This window comes from Brevibacterium aurantiacum (genome assembly GCF_007558825.1).
In the GTDB taxonomy this organism is placed as follows: domain Bacteria; phylum Actinomycetota; class Actinomycetes; order Actinomycetales; family Brevibacteriaceae; genus Brevibacterium; species Brevibacterium aurantiacum_A.
The window spans coordinates 275,601-291,787 of record NZ_VLTK01000001.1; the positions used below are offsets into that span (position 1 = coordinate 275,601).

The 16,187-nt window shown below is 65.5% G+C and carries 14 protein-coding genes; 3 read left to right on the forward strand and 11 right to left on the reverse strand.

Going from position 1 to position 16,187, the window contains the following annotated elements; all coding sequences use genetic code 11:
• The first annotated feature begins 96 nt into the window (after nucleotides 1–96).
• On the forward strand, nucleotides 97–552 hold the full coding sequence (locus tag FO013_RS01335; RefSeq protein WP_186292954.1) for a GNAT family N-acetyltransferase: 456 nt from the start codon (nucleotides 97–99) through the stop codon (nucleotides 550–552).
• A gap of 74 nt (nucleotides 553–626) precedes the next feature.
• Here the strand turns inward: FO013_RS01335 and FO013_RS01340 are convergent, their stop codons facing one another.
• The 5 genes from FO013_RS01340 to FO013_RS01360 are packed head-to-tail and all read right to left on the reverse strand — an operon-like array spanning nucleotide 627 to nucleotide 6,120.
• Nucleotides 627–1,604, reverse strand: a complete 978-nt coding sequence (locus tag FO013_RS01340) for a BadF/BadG/BcrA/BcrD ATPase family protein (RefSeq protein ID WP_143920683.1) — start codon at nucleotides 1,602–1,604, stop codon at nucleotides 627–629.
• A complete protein-coding gene (gene murQ, locus FO013_RS01345; RefSeq protein ID WP_143920685.1) occupies nucleotides 1,601–2,611 on the reverse strand; it encodes an N-acetylmuramic acid 6-phosphate etherase in 1,011 nt (336 codons plus the stop codon). Before murQ ends, FO013_RS01340 begins: the two co-directional genes overlap by 4 nt.
• Nucleotides 2,611–4,116 (reverse strand): sodium:solute symporter, encoded by a 1,506-nt coding sequence (locus tag FO013_RS01350; RefSeq protein ID WP_143920687.1) that lies wholly within the window; start codon nucleotides 4,114–4,116, stop codon nucleotides 2,611–2,613. The genes murQ and FO013_RS01350 overlap by 1 nt, the downstream gene beginning before the upstream one ends.
• Before the next feature lie 49 nt (nucleotides 4,117–4,165).
• Nucleotides 4,166–5,350: an anhydro-N-acetylmuramic acid kinase gene (locus FO013_RS01355; protein WP_143920689.1), complete on the reverse strand. Its 1,185-nt coding sequence runs from the start codon at nucleotides 5,348–5,350 to the stop codon at nucleotides 4,166–4,168.
• Entirely contained in the window at nucleotides 5,347–6,120 is a 774-nt protein-coding gene (locus tag FO013_RS01360) for a GntR family transcriptional regulator (protein ID WP_143920691.1), read from the reverse strand. The genes FO013_RS01355 and FO013_RS01360 overlap by 4 nt, the downstream gene beginning before the upstream one ends.
• A 149-nt stretch (nucleotides 6,121–6,269) precedes the next feature.
• Here FO013_RS01360 and FO013_RS01365 point away from each other — a divergent pair, with 149 nt between their 5' ends.
• Nucleotides 6,270–6,932, forward strand: coding sequence for a VOC family protein (locus FO013_RS01365; RefSeq protein WP_143920693.1), 663 nt, complete (start codon nucleotides 6,270–6,272; stop codon nucleotides 6,930–6,932).
• Nucleotides 6,933–7,103: 171 nt separating this feature from the next.
• Nucleotides 7,104–8,144 (forward strand): L-glyceraldehyde 3-phosphate reductase, encoded by a 1,041-nt coding sequence (mgrA, locus tag FO013_RS01370; protein WP_143920695.1) that lies wholly within the window; start codon nucleotides 7,104–7,106, stop codon nucleotides 8,142–8,144.
• Between the two features lie 27 nt (nucleotides 8,145–8,171).
• Here mgrA and FO013_RS01375 read toward each other — a convergent pair whose 3' ends face one another.
• The 6 genes from FO013_RS01375 to FO013_RS01400 are packed head-to-tail and all read right to left on the reverse strand — an operon-like array spanning nucleotide 8,172 to nucleotide 16,154.
• A complete protein-coding gene (locus FO013_RS01375; RefSeq protein WP_143920697.1) occupies nucleotides 8,172–9,197 on the reverse strand; it encodes a phosphotransferase in 1,026 nt (341 codons plus the stop codon).
• Nucleotides 9,197–10,444: a phosphotransferase gene (locus tag FO013_RS01380; RefSeq protein ID WP_143920699.1), complete on the reverse strand. Its 1,248-nt coding sequence runs from the start codon at nucleotides 10,442–10,444 to the stop codon at nucleotides 9,197–9,199. Before FO013_RS01380 ends, FO013_RS01375 begins: the two co-directional genes overlap by 1 nt.
• A complete protein-coding gene (locus FO013_RS01385) occupies nucleotides 10,441–12,297 on the reverse strand; it encodes an ABC transporter ATP-binding protein (RefSeq protein ID WP_143920701.1) in 1,857 nt (618 codons plus the stop codon). Before FO013_RS01385 ends, FO013_RS01380 begins: the two co-directional genes overlap by 4 nt.
• Nucleotides 12,294–13,529 carry a glycosyltransferase family 4 protein gene (locus FO013_RS01390; RefSeq protein ID WP_143920703.1) on the reverse strand — a complete coding sequence of 412 codons (1,236 nt, stop codon included), beginning with the start codon at nucleotides 13,527–13,529 and terminating at the stop codon, nucleotides 12,294–12,296. The genes FO013_RS01385 and FO013_RS01390 overlap by 4 nt, the downstream gene beginning before the upstream one ends.
• Nucleotides 13,526–14,926: a glycosyltransferase family 4 protein gene (locus FO013_RS01395; protein WP_143920706.1), complete on the reverse strand. Its 1,401-nt coding sequence runs from the start codon at nucleotides 14,924–14,926 to the stop codon at nucleotides 13,526–13,528. Before FO013_RS01395 ends, FO013_RS01390 begins: the two co-directional genes overlap by 4 nt.
• A complete protein-coding gene (locus FO013_RS01400; protein WP_143920708.1) occupies nucleotides 14,916–16,154 on the reverse strand; it encodes a glycosyltransferase family protein in 1,239 nt (412 codons plus the stop codon). The genes FO013_RS01395 and FO013_RS01400 overlap by 11 nt, the downstream gene beginning before the upstream one ends.
• Between the last annotated feature and the right edge of the window lie 33 nt (nucleotides 16,155–16,187).

Genomic DNA, 16,187 nt, shown 5'->3' on the forward strand with positions numbered 1-16,187 from the left:
TTGAGGATCCTGACCAGCGGTTGGTCCTGGGATGCCGGCCAGATGAACATTCGGTGCGCAACAGGGGCTCCCGAACGCCTGCTGTAGCCTCGTCCCATGTCTTTTGTGATTCGACCTCCCGTCATCGACGACGTCGAGGCGGTGGCACAGGTCCATGTTGAGACCTGGCGCGAGACCTATCGCGGACTCATGTCCGATGAGCTGCTCGATTCCCCTGACATGATGGGCAAGCGCAGAAGAATGTGGAGTTCGCTCATCGCGCCTGAGAATCATCCTGACCATACCTCGGCGATCGCCGACCAGGACGGCGTCATAGTCGGAATCGCTTTGTCAGGCCCGTCGGCAGCTGAGGATCGTCCCGGAGAGCGACAGCTGTTCGTCCTCTACGCATATGCCGCTGTCCACGGCTCGGGCATCGGACAACAGCTTCTTGAACGCAGTCGTCGGTCCCGAGGAGCGAACTTCTCTGTGGGTGGCCGACCCGAATCCGCGTGCTCAAGCTTTCTACCGAAGAAACGGCTTCGCCTTCGACGGTGCTGTAGAAACCGATGAATATGACGGAGTGCGTGAACTTCGGATGGTCAGAGAACCGGCAGAGGCTGAGTGCCTCACACGACCGCAGAATTTCACATCCACAGCACGGAGTTCTGGGCGCGAAGCTTGCCTTCTGCAGCCAGAACGCCAAGCCTCACAGATCCGGCCAACGGATCACCGGCGGGCTCCTCGATGATGACGCCGGTATGGAGACGAGAGGCCTCATCCCTGAACCCGGAGACGAGTGCTTCACCAGCCTGAACCAGCCCTCCGGTGAGAGCGATGCGCAGCGGACTGTCGAGGCCCTTCGCTGCGGCGAGAGCACTGCGAGCGGCTTCGACACCAGCCTCACGAAGCAGGCCAGTGGCAACGGCGTCGCCGCAGTCTGAGAGTGCGGCGACCTCGACGGCGAAGTCCGCAAGCATCCCTGCTCGATTGTCGCGAGTGTAGAACTGAGACGGCCAGGTGGCTGGTGAGCCGAAGAGCCGGGTCGCGGACTCGAGCAGTGAGCGCCCACTCGGGTCAACCCCGTCATGGGTGCGCAGCGCGATCTCAAGAGACCGTCTCCCCAGCCAGGCTCCTCCCCCTCGATCTCCGAACAAGTGCCCCCAACCATCGGTTCGAGTCCAATTCGGGGACAAGATTCCGTGCTCATCCGGCCCCGGATGTGCAATCGCGATCGCCCCGGTGCCCAAGACCGTGACCGCGCCTGCCCTTCCTGAGAGCGCTCCGAGGTGGGCTGTGACCGCGTCAATCGCCGCGGCGGCGGGTGCCCCTGCCCTGCCCGAGATCTCGGTGATCGCGGACGCTGGGTCTTCGGCCAACGAGGCAATTCCAGTAGCGCCGATTCCTATACCGGCAATCTGGTCGAGACGTTCGCCCCATGTCTCCTGCGCCGAGGCGATGAGGCCAGAGGCAATGCCGAGAACATTGCTGCCGGCGGCACTGATCTCCACCCCAGGTCCGGTCATGGTGGCAACGACGGTCAGGTCCCGGGTGGCATCGACCTTCGCCAGTGCGACCCGACTGCCGGTGCCGCCGATGTCGATCCCGAGGACGAAGGCGCTCATGTGGCCTCGCGCTCCGAGGCAGTTCCGCCCTCGGCACCTGCGGCGATCGCAGCTTTGACTGACCCGTCATTGTCCGCGAGGTGCTTGGCCGCAGCCGCCGGGGTCACCGAAGTGAAGGAGACGACAAGGGCTGTCTTGAGTTCGCCGCCGCAACGCTCCAAGAGGTCTCGTGCCGTCGCATCTGAGAGGTCCGCGGCTTCGCAGAGAATACGCACGGTCCGCTCCCGGAGTTTATCGTTGGTGGCAACGACGGAGACCATGAGGTTGCGCCAGGTGCGGCCAAGGGTGATCATCAATGCCGTCGAGAAGCCATTGAGCGTCAGCTTCTGTGCTGTGCCGGCTTTGAGGCGGGTTGATCCCGTCACCACCTCGGGCCCGGTGTCGAGCACGATATGGGCAGCAGCCGCCTCGGCTACGGGGGCCTCGGGGTTGTTCGAGATGAGCACGGTGTGCGCGCCCGCCTCATCGGCAGCCTCCAGCGCACCGCGGACATAGGGCGTCGAACCGCTCGCCGCGATTCCAATCGCCACGTCGTCCGGGCCCAGCTCTGCCCCGACTCTGCGTCCGTCATCGACGGAGTCCTCGGCGTTCTCCACCGCATTGACCAGTGCCGCCTGGCCGCCGGCGATGTGTCCGACCACGCGACCTGGTTCGAGATTGAACGTCGGCAGGAGCTCGCTGGCGTCGAGGACTCCCAAGCGACCGGAGGTGCCGGCTCCGAAGTAGTGGACCGCACCGCCTCGGCGCATCCGCTCGGCCGCGATGTCGACGAGTTCCGCCAACTGCGGCAGGGCGTTGGCGACCGCGGTGAGGACGGCTTGGTCCTCGCCGTTCATCACCTTCAGGACGCCGAGGGCGTCGAGCTCGTCGAGTCCCTCGCTGCGGGGATTGCGCTGCTCCGTCGGCGACAGCGGGCGCAGGGGCGACGGCTGCTGGGACCGCGGGCGTGGGGACGGTGACTGCGGAGGCTGAGGCTGCTGGGGCCCCGGCTGCTGGGACTGCGTCATCAGCGGTTGCTGCCTTCCACCTCGGCGACGGTGTTCCGGTTCTGCGTCTTCGGGTGGCGCAGGGACAGGAGCCCGCCGATGCCGACCATGACGATGACGCCGAGCAGCGGGTACCACTGCCAGGCGACCCAGACCTCGCCGGTGACGTACTTCTCCATGACGAAGAAGAAGGCGTTGACAGCGACCGCCAGCGCGAACGTGATGTTCGCATCGACGGCTGTGGCGCGCTTGTTGACGATGCCGAACACGAACGCCCCGAGGAGCCCGCCGTAGGTGATGCCTGCGACGCCCAACGCGAGGATGACGATGTTGCCCTCATCGGATTGGAAGATCGTTGCCGGGAGGATGAAGGCGATTCCCCAGCCGATGGTCGCCCAGCGCCCGACCTTGAAGCCCTCGGCGTCGGTCATCGGCGTCCTCTTCAGCCGTGCGTAGACATCGTTGACCGTCGAGGAGGACAGTGCCGACAGCGACGAGGACAGGGTCGACATCGCCGCTGCGAGGATGCCGGCCAGCAGCAGCCCCGAGACGCCGGGTGGCAGACCTTCGATGATGAAGAGCGGGAAGATCTCGTCATCGCGGCTGAGCCCCAGGTCCGCAGGCAGGGCGTGGTCGTAATAGGCCCACAGTGCCAGGCCGACGGCGAGGAAGACCGCGAACTGAACGAAGACGACGATGCCCGAGACGATGAGTGCCTTCTGCGCCTCGACCTTGGACCTGCAGGACAGGAGGCGCTGGACGACGAGCTGGTCCGAGCCGTGCGAGGCCATGGCGAAGACCGCGCCGCCGAGCAGCGAGGGAATGAACGAGGCGTCTGCGGAGATCGGATTGCCTTCGAAGATGAACATATTGAGCTTGCCCGCCTCGGCGGCATCGGCCACCCATCCGCCGCCGAAGGTCGCGGTGATGACGATGATGGTGAGGAGACCGCCGACGACGTAGAGGCACATCTGAGCCACGTCGACCCAGACCACGGCCTTGATGCCGCCGATGAAGGTGTAGGCGATCGTCACCAGCGAGAGGACGACGATGATGACGAAGTAGTTCGTGTGGATGCCCAGACCGTCGAGGATCACCTTGACCGGAATGGCTGCGGCGAGGACCCTGATGCCGTCGGCCAGGAGACGGGTGAACAGGAAGGTAACACCCGCGGTCGTCTGGGTCGAGGTGCCGAAGCGTTTGCCAAGGTAGGCGTACGCGGTGAGCATCTCACCGTCGTAGTATCTCGGGAGCATGAAGAAGGCGACGATGACTCGGCCGAGGATGTAGCCCAGCCCCAGCTGCAGGTAGTTGATGTCGCCGAGGTAGCTCATGACCGGGATGCCGATCACCGTCAGCGCGCTGGTCTCGGTGGCGACCACGGACAGACACACCGCCCACCACGGTATGTTCCGGCCACCCAGGAAGTAGCCCTGGAGGTCCTTCTGCTTTCCGCTGAGCTTCAGACCCAACCATGCCGTGGCGGCAAGGTAGGCGATGATCACCAGAAGGTCGATGATCTGCATGGTGTGTCTCCTTCGTACAAGGGGTGTGCGTTGCTTCGAGAGGTGTGCTTCAGTGCAGGATTCTCAGACGAGTGGGTCTTCGATGCAGCGGTTCCGGCAGCCGCAGTGAGCTTTTGCCCGGGCTCAGTCTCCCAGCGATGCTCGGGCGCCCGGCACCGGTGAGGCTCGGTTCTGTTCCGGCCAGCCCGTTCCAGGTCAGCCATCCCAGAAGTGCCATGAGGAGTGCTTCTTTGCCGCCCTCGGGGAGGCCGAATTCCTCATCGGTGCTGGTCAGAGTGACGTCATCGCCGAGCTCGGCGCGCAGGCGATGCATCAGCGTGGGATTCCGCGTTCCGCCACCGGAGGCGATGACCCGGGTGATGCCGTGTCCTCGACAGGCCTCGGCGACCGTGCGTGCGGTCAGTTGAGTGACAGTGGCGATGGCATCATGCTCGCCGAGGTGGGCCCTGGTGGCGAGGAAACCGTCGAGGTAGTCGGTGTGGAAGAGTTCCTTGCCCGTCGACTTCGGCGCCGGAAGCCGGTAGTACGGATCGGCCAGCAGCTCGGTGAGCAGCTCCTCGTCGACGCGGCCCCGTGCTGCCAGCGTGCCGTCACGGTCGAAGGTGTCTTCTCCGCCGCTGATCCTGCCGGCAAGGATATCGATGAGGGCATTGGCGGGACCGGTGTCGAAGGCGAGCGGATCGCTCTCGGGCGCGAGGACTGTGATGTTGGCGATCCCGCCGAGGTTGAGCACCGCGGTCGGTGTTTCGACGTCACCGGCAAGGAGTCCGTCGAGGATTCCGACGAGCGGGGCACCCTGGCCACCGGCGGCGACGTCGCGGGCACGGACGTCGGAGAGTACGGGTGAACCGGTGGCCTCGGCGATCCAGGCGGGCTGGCCGATCTGCAGGGTCGAGGTGACGGCCCCGTCGGTGATGTCGTGGCGCACCGTCTGCCCGTGGGAGACGACGAGATCGCAGTCGACTCCGGCTTCGGCGCATACCTGCTGCAGTGCCTCGGCACTGAACCGTCCCAGGCGAGCATCGACGCTGGAGACCAGGGACAGGGGAACGTCGCGGGGTTCGAGGAGGCGTAGGATGTCGGCCCGCAGCTCGCGATCGAATTCGAGCTCCTGGCTGGCCAGGATGCGGACTCTCAGGTCTGCCTCGGTGCTCTGCGGATCGTAGGCGAATTCGGCGAGGAGAACGTCGAGGGCGTCGGCGGAGGTGCCTGTCATGAGGCCGGCGATGATCATGAGAGGCCCCCTAGAGGCTGTTCGACTGCGGACCGCGCTGCCTTCGACTGCGAAGCCGCGGCGAGCTGCTGGTCGGGCAGGGTGAGTTCGGTGCGGATCTTGTAGCGGTCGCCGCGGTAGACCGAGCGGACGAATTCGAAGGGAATGTCCTCGGCCCCGCGCGAGGTGCGCTCGAAGAGCAGCGCCGGGGACTGTTCGGGGACGCCGAGAACCTGCGCCTCATCGGCGTCGAGGAGGGTCGGTTCGATGGTCTGCACGCTGTGGTTGAGAGCGATGCCGAAGCGCGAGCGCAGCAGTTCGTAGAACGAACTGTTCTCAAGGTCTTCAGCGCACAGTCCGGGAACGAGGGCAGAGGGGATATGGAGCTCTTCGAGCGCGAGCGGCTCTTCGTCGGCCAGACGCAGACGCAGGATCGTGATGACCTCGGCGGTTTCGACGATGTGCAGCCTGCGCCCGATGTGGGCTCCGGCCTTCGTCACGTCGAAGGAGAGCACACGAGATCCGGGGCGCATGCCGCGAGCGAGCATGTCTTCGGTGAAGGAACTCGCGGCCAGGGGCTGATCGAGCTTGGGGCCGAGGGCGAAGACACCAGCACCGTGGCGGCGGCGGACCACGCCCTTGGCGACCAGTTCGTCGATGGCTCGGCGCAGGGTCATACGCGAGATGCCCAGCGCCTCGGCGAGCTGGCGTTCGGGTGGGAACTGCTCGCCGGCGGCCATTGACTCAAGGCGGTCGAGGAGCTGATCCCGAATCGAATGGAATTTAGTCACGTGACCATTGAGGCATAGGACACACGAGAAAATCAAGACCACTGGTCTGACTTTATCCGTGGCGTAACTTCGGAAAGAGGTTCGTGAGACGCTGATGTCGGAACCGTCGACCACTTCACAGGCACCGGTCCGGGTCCTAGCATGATTGCATGACTGCATACACCGGACAGAAGCTGCTCGACACTCTCGATGCGCACGGTCTCGCCGATTGGCAGGGACTGCCGGACTGCCTCGGCGCCCGCTTCCTCACCGGCGACTTCGCGACCGGGCTGGACCTCGTCGCACGCATCGGTGCTGCCGCAGAGGAAGCGAACCACCACCCGGACGTCACTCTGACCTTTCCTCATGTCGATATCCGCCTGACCAGTCACGACACCGGAGCCGTGACCGAACGCGATCTCAGGCTCGCGGCGCAGATCAGCGAGCTCGCCGCCTCGGCGGGGGTGCATGCGGATCCGAAGGTACCCGCACTGCTCGAGCTCGGCATGGACACAGCGAACCCAGATGCCATCGCCCCGTTCTGGGCCGCCCTGCTCACCGGCGATGCGAGCAATGTCTCCGGCTGCGATGTCATCGACCCCGCCGGGCAGATGCCGTTGCTGTGGTTCCAGGACTGCGAAGAGCACGCACTGCCGCATCAGCGCCTGCACGTCGACGTCTCGGTCCCCGGTGCGGTCGCACCCGAGCGCATCCGCGCGGCCGTCGCGGCCGGTGGCACGGTCGTCGACGAGTCCCGGGCGCCGTCGTTCACCGTCCTTGCCGATTCCGACGGCAATCGCGCATGCGTCTGCACTCTGGAAAATCGTCCTTAGCCTCTGCCGGAGACCGTCACCGAGGCGTAGCACTGGCCGGTGCACTGTGCCTGCCGGACCTGCCGGGCCAGCGAGTCCTGCCGGGCCTGCCGGGCCTGCCGGCGAATCGTTCCTCGTTCTCGCATAAGCTGAGCTCAGCATCTCGAGTCTTTTCACGCCGTAGGAGGCACCGTGTATCAAGCAGCCGATGACCGCTATGAATCGATGACCTATCGCCGGGTCGGCCGATCCGGCCTGGTTCTTCCCGCTCTGTCGTTGGGGCTGTGGCACAACTTCGGCGATGACGTCGCCTTCCAGAATCAGCGCGACATCGTGCGTCGGGCCTTCGATCTGGGGATCACCCATTTCGACCTCGCGAACAACTACGGACCTCCACCCGGCTCGGCCGAGACGAACTTCGGTCGACTGCTGCGCGAGGACCTCCATCCGTATCGTGACGAGCTCGTCATCTCGACCAAGGCCGGCTGGGGGATGCATCCAGGGCCCTACGGTGGTCCGGGCGGGAGCCGGAAGTACCTGCTCGCCAGCCTCGACGCCTCGCTGAAGCGAATGGGCCTGGACTATGTCGACATCTTCTACTCCCACCGCCCCGATGCCTCGACACCGCTGGAGGAGACCATCGGCGCGCTCGACACCGCGGTGCGCTCGGGTCGTGCCCTCTACGCGGGCATCTCCTCGTACTCGGCGGCTGACACCGCCAGGGCCTCGGCGTTGGCGAAGGACCTGGGCACACCGCTGCTCATCCACCAACCCTCCTATTCGATGGTCAACCGCTGGATCGAGTCGGATGATCTGCTCGATACCACTGGGTCCGAGGGCTTGGGCGTCATCGCGTTCTCTCCTCTCGCGCAGGGGCTGCTCACCGACAAGTACCTCGGCGGAGTCCCCGACGACTCACGCGCAGGCAAGGCCACCCCGTCGTTCAAGGACGGGTTCCTCTCCGAGGACAACCTCGAGCGCATCCGCGGACTGAACGAGATCGCGGCGGCGCGCGGCCAGTCGCTGGCACAGATGGCCCTGAGCTGGGCACTGCGCGACGATCGTGTGTCCTCGCTGGTCATCGGGTCCAGCCGTGTCTCGCAGCTCGAGCACAATGTCGCCGCCCTCGACGCGGATCCGCTGAGCACCGAGGAACTGAGGGCAATCGATGAGTTCGCGATCGATTCCGGCGTCGACATCTGGGGAGACGCCCGCCGCAGCACGAAGGACTGAGACCCCCGGCAGCCTGTTGCTGATGAGTTACTCGTGCGCGGCGTCAAGCAGAACGCCTGTCATTGAGCTCCATCGTGGCCGGAACGCGTAGACGCAGGCCAGCCGCACGAGTGCTGAGCGCTCATAAGCGCGCACCCGCCGTGGATCGAGTCCGCTCGCCGAGGTGACGCGGGAGATCTCCCGGATCACCACCTCGGCGTCGTCTGGCGTCCAGATCCGCTGCTGAGTGCGCCACCGTGCGTGGGCGAACAGATTGCCGAGGTCGAGTTCGCGTTCGCCCAGGCAGGCGGTGTCGACGTCGAGCAGTCCTGGCCCTGCGACCGAGTCCCACATGATCTGCTTGTCGTGGAGGTCCCGATGGATCGGCCCCCAGTTCCCTTCGCCTGTCGGGGCGGCACCGGCGTTGAGGAGATCAGCACGCACGTCCGTGATCAGGGAGTCCACCTCGGCAAGCTGTGGTCCGAGGATCTCGTGGGCGCGATCTCGCCACTCCTCGAGCACCTGCACCTCCGATGCTGCCGAATGAACAGGCATCGGGCTCACAGTCTCTTCGGCGGCGAGCGCCCACGCGTCGAGGGCATCAGTCCAGGCTTGCGCCCAGTCAACGCCAAGGCGCCGCGGATCGTGGAGTTCAACACCCGGCAATGTGCTGAGGACAACTGTTGAGTCATCTGATGCAAGGACGTTCGGCAGTGCGAAGCCGTTCCGGAAGGATTCGGCCCGGTCCTGACCGGCGATGATGTCTGCCGCCCGTGCCGACCGCACACATTTGGCGAAGCCTCCCTCTGCCAGTCGGATGACGGCTCTCTTTCCTGGCCGGTGCGATATCAGCTGGTTTCCGGTGGTGGCGAGGAGTCGCTCGAGACCCGGAAGCTTCGGATCTCTGCCCGCAGCGAGCATGTCCACATGTCCGGCACTGAGGAAGCCGGCTCTGATCTCCGAGCCCTTCTGGGCCTCGATGGCGATCCGATTGCGGCTGGTCGGCCAGGCGCGGCGCACTGCCCATGCCTCACCGTCGACAGTGACGACGTCGGAAATGACGCGTGACGTCATCACGAGACCCGGCGCTCGCTTGCGGTCAGCGCCTGCTGCGCAGCGCCGATGGCTTGCAGCGTGGCCTGCTGCCAATCCGGTCGGCACGCCCGCCACGGTTCGAGGGCCGTGACGAGCATGGCCCAAACAGCCCACGCTTCCACGTCGACCTCGGCCGCTCCGGCGCTTCGGTAGCCGTCAAGGAAACCGGTTTCGAGGGTTTCGGCCGCCACATCGGTACGTCGCCGACAGGCGGCCACCCACCTGCCGAGATCCATTCCGACGTGCCCGACCCCGGCCCGATCGAGGTCGATGATGCGAGATTCCGAATGGCCGACGAGCACCTGGTCGGGACTGAGGTCACCGTGAATAGCGCGAGCACCCAGGCCGGCTTCAGCGCCGACCCCCGTTCCGCACTCGTTCCCGATCCGATGGTGAAGTCGCCGGACGATGCCATCCGTCGCGCCGCCGACCTCCGGCAGCAGCTGCGACAGCACTGCCGCGGCCGCAGCTGCTTGATCGATCGGCGATGTCGAGAAGCCAGGTGCAACCTCGGCGGGGGTGTGGCGATGGAGTTCTGCGATGATCACTCCCACTTCCTCTGCCACTGCCAGATCGGGGAGGGTCTCGAGGTCACCGGTCCCCCACCACGGGGAGCGCACAGCCGTACCCTTGCTGCCGATGGACTCGACGGGCAGAGTCGGCAGACCCCACCTGGCCCACTGCGCGGCGGTCCCGATCAGGTGCTGCTGGGAACGCGTGCCGATGCGGATGAACTCGAGTTCGCCCGACGGCTGCCCTCTGTGTTTGAGCAGGACGCGCCGGCCCGGGTTGTACCCGATCACCTCGAGGCTGTCTGCGCCGGACAGGCTCTGCATCGCACGGGCGATCTCCTTACCCAGCTTCGAATCGGCCAGCACCGATCCGCTGAGCAGCACGCTGCCCGTAGCACCGGCGGATCTCGGCTCGCTGCATTCGTGAACGACCACCGCCTCGCCTGCGCGGGCGGCCCGCCTGCGGATGTTGGCGAGTTTGTCCGCGCTGGTCACAACCGCGCTCCACCCCCAGTCATGGAGCCCGCCGAGGCGGCCCTCACCCTTGCGCTGCCAGGAAACGATGGCGCTGCGACCGCGTTTGACCCGAATCCGGGTCGGGACGACGGCAGATCCCAAACGCTGAGACAGTGCTTCGGCCGACCTGAGCTCGGTGACATACGGCAGGCCAGCGAATTCTGCGGTTGCCTCATCCATGCTCTGGAGATTCGTCATCCCGTCACCTCCTTGAGAGTGTTCCCCATCTGGGAATCCTCGGCCTGCGTGCGCATCCAGCGAGCGATTCTGGTGTCCGAGTCACTGGCCAATTCGCTCAGCGATCCGTCTTCGACGATCTGCCCGTCCTCGAGCCACAGCACCCGGTCGAGGTCGCGGATCATCGCCAGGTCGTGAGTGATGACGATGCTCGTCCGTCCTTCGGTCAGCTTCGACACCGAACCCGCGACCTGCCCGCGGGTCTGCGGGTCAAGACCGGAAGTCGCCTCGTCGAAGACTACGACAGGTGCGTCACGAACCAATGCCCTGGCGATCGCCAGACGCTGTCGCTGCCCACCGGAGAGCGTGTCACCCCGGTTGCCCAACACGGTGTCATACCCCTCGGGCAATCCCAAGATGAACTCCTCGGCCTGGGCCGCACGAGCCGCGTCTTCCACCTCGGCGTCGGTGGCATCCAGACGGCCGTAGCGGATGTTCTCCCGCACGGTCGCGGCGAACAGAACCGATTCCTGCAGGAGCACCGACACGTTCGAGCGCAGGGAGGACCTGGTGACGTTGTGCGTGTCGTAGCCGTCGATGAATATCGACCCCGATTCCGGCTGTGAGAGCCGCAGCAGGTAACTCATCAACGTGGACTTCCCGGCTCCGGAGGCGCCGAGGATCCCCACCTTCTGCCCCGCAGGGATCAGCAGATTGAAATCGTTGAACAGCGGATTCCCATGGCCGTCCGCTGAGGTGATGCGGTCGAATACAACATCACCGACGACGGGCCCCATGGTCAGAGCGCCGGGGACATCAGCAATCTCGATCGGTTCGTCGAGGAGGTCGGCGATCCGTTCCCCAGACGCGGTGGCTCGGGCGATGCGGCCAGTGTATTTGGCCATATCGCGCAGCGGCTTCATCGCGATCTTGAGGTACATCAGGAACAGCACCAGGTCCCCGGGGGACATGGCCCCGCGCAGCACCTGGTAGCTGCCGAAGATAAGCACCAGAGCCTGGGAGACGCCGACGAGCACGTCGGTTGATCGTTCCAGCCCCGCGGCCAGACGACGGGCACGCACACCCGCCTTGAGCGCGCGTTCGTTTCCATTGGAGAATTCGCGGGCCACGGTGCCCTCGAGACCATAGGCCTGGACGACGCGGATGGCGCCCAGCGCTTCGGCGGCGGAGCCCACGAGCCTTCCTTCGCCCTTGCGGGTTGAGCGGGAGGCTGTCGTGATCTTCGGGGTCGCGATCTTCGACAGCACCCCGTAGATCGCTGCGGTGATGAGCACGATGGCGCTGAGCACCGGGTCGAGGATGACCATGACGACGAGGAGGACGGCCAGGGTGATGACGTTGCCCACCAGCGGAAGACCTGCTGTCACCGCCACTTCCTGGAGGCGTCCGATATCGCCGACGAGGCGCTGGGAGGTGTCTCCGATCGAGGCCCGCGAGTGGTACTTCAGCGACAGAGCCTGCACATGCTCGAAGACCCGCGAGCGCAGCTGGGTCGCGACTCGGGCGCCGACAAGGGCGAAGCAGATGGTCGAGGCATAGTTCGCCACGGCTCGGCCTGCCACGATGACCGCCAGACCGATCGCGGCCGCTGCCAAGGTCATCCCGACGTTCGATCCGACGCCGATGGTCGGCCCGATCTCTGCGCCCAGGGCCGCGGTCACGGCATCGATGGCGATCTTGAGCGGCCATGGCTCGAGGATGCGGAAGATGACGTCGCAGAACAGCGCGGCCAGCCCGCCGAGGATGAGCCACTTATGCTGGCCCAGGTGCGGGGTGAGGATCCGCAGGGTTCGCTTCAGTGCCCCGGGGGAGATCTTGGTCCTGGCCCTATTCGTTTTCGAGGTCTGACTCATACCGACTCCAACACGAACGGCGCCAGTATCTCCTGGCACCGACTGGTCCACGAATGATGGGCAAGTGCTTCGGCGCGAGCGGCAGCACCCATCCGCTGCCTCGCCGCGGCGTCGTCGATGAGGTCCTGCAGGGCACCGGCCAGCGCACTGGAGTCGCCGGCAGGCACAAGCGCTGCCGCACCGGTCCCGTCGAGGACCTCGGGAATCGAACCGATCGCCGAGGCGACGATGGGCAGTCCCGCTGCCAGGTACTCGTAGATCTTCAGCGGCGAGAAGTAGTTCTCCCCTGCCGGGTAAGGGGCCACAGCAATATCGAAGGTGCGCAGTCGGACAGGAATCTCTGCGGGGGCGAGCGCCCCGTGGAAGGTCACGCGGTCACCGAGGCGAAGAGCCTTCGCCTGCTTCTGCAGAGCCTCCGCCTCCGGCCCGTGCCCGAGGATATCGAGATGGAAGTTCCCGCGCAGATCGGCACAGGCCTCGATGAGTCGGTCGGTGCCGTGCCAGGGTTTGAGGGTTCCCACGAATCCGATCCGCACAGGTCGATTGTGACCTGGCACGGGTCGATCGTGACCTGGTTCTTCGCCCAGGCTTGGTTCCTCGCCGAGGCTGCCCATCCCTTCGGACGATTGTGCCGGAGTGATCCGTTCCGTGTTCACACCGTTGGGGACCACCGAGACATCGCGCAGTCCCGGGTAGTCCCGCTCCACCCAGGCGGCAACAGCGGAACTGACACAGACGATCCGCTCGGCTTCGACGAAGCAGTGGGCTGTGGTCCGAGCGGCATGTGCATCGTGGACGAGACCGCGATGCTGTTTCTGCTCGGCGAGCAGAGGTGCGTTGACCTCGAGGACCAGAGGCACGCCGAGGCGACTGCTGATCTGTGCTCCGGCGGTGGAGAACAGCGAATACCGTTCGTAGACGAGGTCGAAGGCCTGGTCAGTTCCCGCATCCGGAGCAGAAGCGGTGTCGACGACCATATCAGCGAGCATGTCGGACAGGCGCATGAGCGCCATCTCCCGTTGGCTTCGATCAAGACCGCCGGGCACCTTGAGGCGGGTGACGTTGAGATCGGCGAGGTCGGTCGGCACGTCGTCATCGGTGCGGGTGCAGAAGACGCTGACATCGTGCCCGAGGCTTCTGAAGGTGCGGATGACTTCCTGCACGTGGACGCTTGCGCCTTTGGTGCCGAATACTCCGATGCCCGGGTCGAGCAGAATATAGGCGATTCTCATGACACATGCTCCAATTCTCGATCGGCATTCGGCGTGGCTTCGCCGGAGTTCGGCGCGGGGTGACCAGTGTTCGATGCGGCCTGACCGAGCACGTGTGCCGCCGGAGTCTCGGTCGCGATTGCGCCAGTCACCAGGTCGGCAAGTTCGCGGGCCTGGGAGCGTGAGTCGTGCTCTCGGCACACGAGGCGGCGAGCAGCATCGGTGATCTCTCGTACGGAAGCAGGATTCTTCTGCAGACGATGGACCACCTCGGCGATGGTGGCTGCGATCTGGTCGGGGGCATCCCCCTCGACCAGCCACCCGGTCTCATCGTTGATGATGACCTCGGGCACGGCCGTGACTGTACCGGCGATGCACGGGATTCCGGTGGCCATGCCTTCGAGCAGGACGGTCGGCAGGCCATCGGCATTGCCGTCGGCGCCGACGACGAACGGGGCGACGAGGAGGTCGTGACTGACGAACATCTCGCGGACTTCGGACTGGGTCAGCGCTCCGTGCATATCGACGAGCTCGGTGAGGTGGCTGGTGACGATGAGCTCGCGCAGTTCGTCCTCAAGCGGACCCGTACCGACAAGATCGAGGTGACAGGGCAGGCCGCTGTCGCGCAGCCGGGCGAGCGCGGTGAGCAGATGCGCGAATCCCTTCTTCTCAACGAGACGGCCGACGGCCAGAAGCGAGGGAATCGCCTGCGCCGCACCGCTTGGTCGCTCGGCGATCTCGGGACGATAGGGGAAACGGTCGAGTTCGAGACCGTTGCGCACGACGACGATCCGCTCGCTGAGCTCAGGGCCGAGGGTGCGGCGCAGGTAGCTGTGGTTGTAGTCGCTGATGGCGATGACGTGGTCGGCGTCGGCGACCTTCCTGCTCAGATCGTCGAGTTCGACGCTCTCATGGAAGATGTCCTTCGCATGCGTGGTGAACGAATATGCGATCCCCGTCAGCGCCGAGGCGGCCCGAGCCACCGTCGTCGCCACCGACGCGAAGTGGGCGTGGAGGTGGGTGACCTCGTGGTCGAGTGCCAAGCGGGCCACGGCAGCAGCCTGGACGGCATCGTCGTGGCTCAGCTCTGCGATGTCGCCGAGGTGGGCCCTGAGTCCAGCGGCGATCCTCGGATCCTGCATGTTCTCCTGCCAAGTCTGCCAGAAGCTGCGGGCGCTCGAGGGCCGTTCGACGTGGATGACAGGGGCCTTGACCCTGGCCAGCTCCGGGTGGAAGCGGGTATCGGTGCTCGGCCGCAGGGAGAAGATGATCAGCTCCTCCCCCGCAGCCTCCCTGGCGAGGATCTCGGAGACGATGAAGGTCTCGGAGAAGCGCGGGTACATCTTCAGGACGTAGGCGCGTTTGGTGTTCAAGTGCGCAGTTGTGGGCCCGTGTGTGAGTGCGTGTTCAGCCTGCATAGCTGGCCTCCTCGATTGAAGCGACGGCGCCGAAGGCCGCGGGACTGTGGTCGGGGATGATGGCGGTGACGTGCGGGCCGATGAGTTCGGCAGCGAGGTGCGCGACCGAGGCCAGTCCGGCCAGGTCGATGTGCGAGCGGTCGATAGAGCGATCGACCTGCCGGCTGAACCAATCGCTGAGTGCCGTTGCGCTCATCCGATCAATGGACAGTGTGTCGATCGCGCCGACCGCGGCAAGCGCAGATGCCCGCCGGGGCTGCTCGGCACGATGCCCGTTCCGGGGGACGACGAGGGCCGGAGTCGTCGTCGCGATCACCTCGCTGATGGTGTTGTATCCGCCCATGCAGACGAGTGCGGATGCCCGGTCGATGAGGCCGGGAACGTCGTCGCTGTGTCGGATGACGATGGTCGACTCCGACGCGGATCGTTTGAGAGCTTCGAACTCGGCGAAGTCCATCTGGGGACCCGTCACGACCAGGTGAGTGTGGCCCGCCGGTGGACGCGCACGTACCGCGATCGATGCGAGGTCGGCGCCGTCGGAGCCTCCTCCCAGGCAGGTGAGGACGAACCGTCCATGCGTTGTCGCCGCACGTTCCACGGAGTGTTCCGCGGGGCGTTCCATGGCCAGGTATCCGGTGCATTCCGCGATGCGCGCAAGTTCCTCTGGCACTTCACCGGTCGCCCTTGGGTCGTAGACGTCCGGGTCACCGTAGATCCAGACCTCGTCGAAGGCATCAGCGACGACGCCGGCTCCGCCGACACGATCCCATTCGCGTTCGATCACCGAGGGGGTGTCGAGGACCTCGCGCAGGCCAAGGACCGTGTGGCACCCGCGAGCCCTGACGTGGTCGAGTGCGTCGTTCAGTTCGCCGTCGATGCCGAAGGGGTGGCGATCGACGATGAAGAGCTCAGGGTCCTGCTGGTCGAGGATCGCGGTGATCGCGGCGGCCCGCAGGGCGCTGAGCCCTTCCATCGACGAGGCCAATGCCCGGGGCTCGTAGCCTCCAGCAGATGGGGTCACACCGGGCAGAATCACCCAGTCCCATCCGGCGGGGAGATCGAAGCGAGTGGCCTCGGGGTTGCCTGCGATGAGCAGCCCGCTCACTCTGCGTCCGGTCAGTGTGGGAAGGTCCTTGGCCAGGGCGAAGGCCAAGGCACGGTTCCGGCGGATGTGTCCCAGCCCCAGGGAGTCGTGGGAGAACAATGCGATTCTCAGAGTGGAATTCATACTCTTCATCCTGGTCTGCCTGATTAAGGTGGA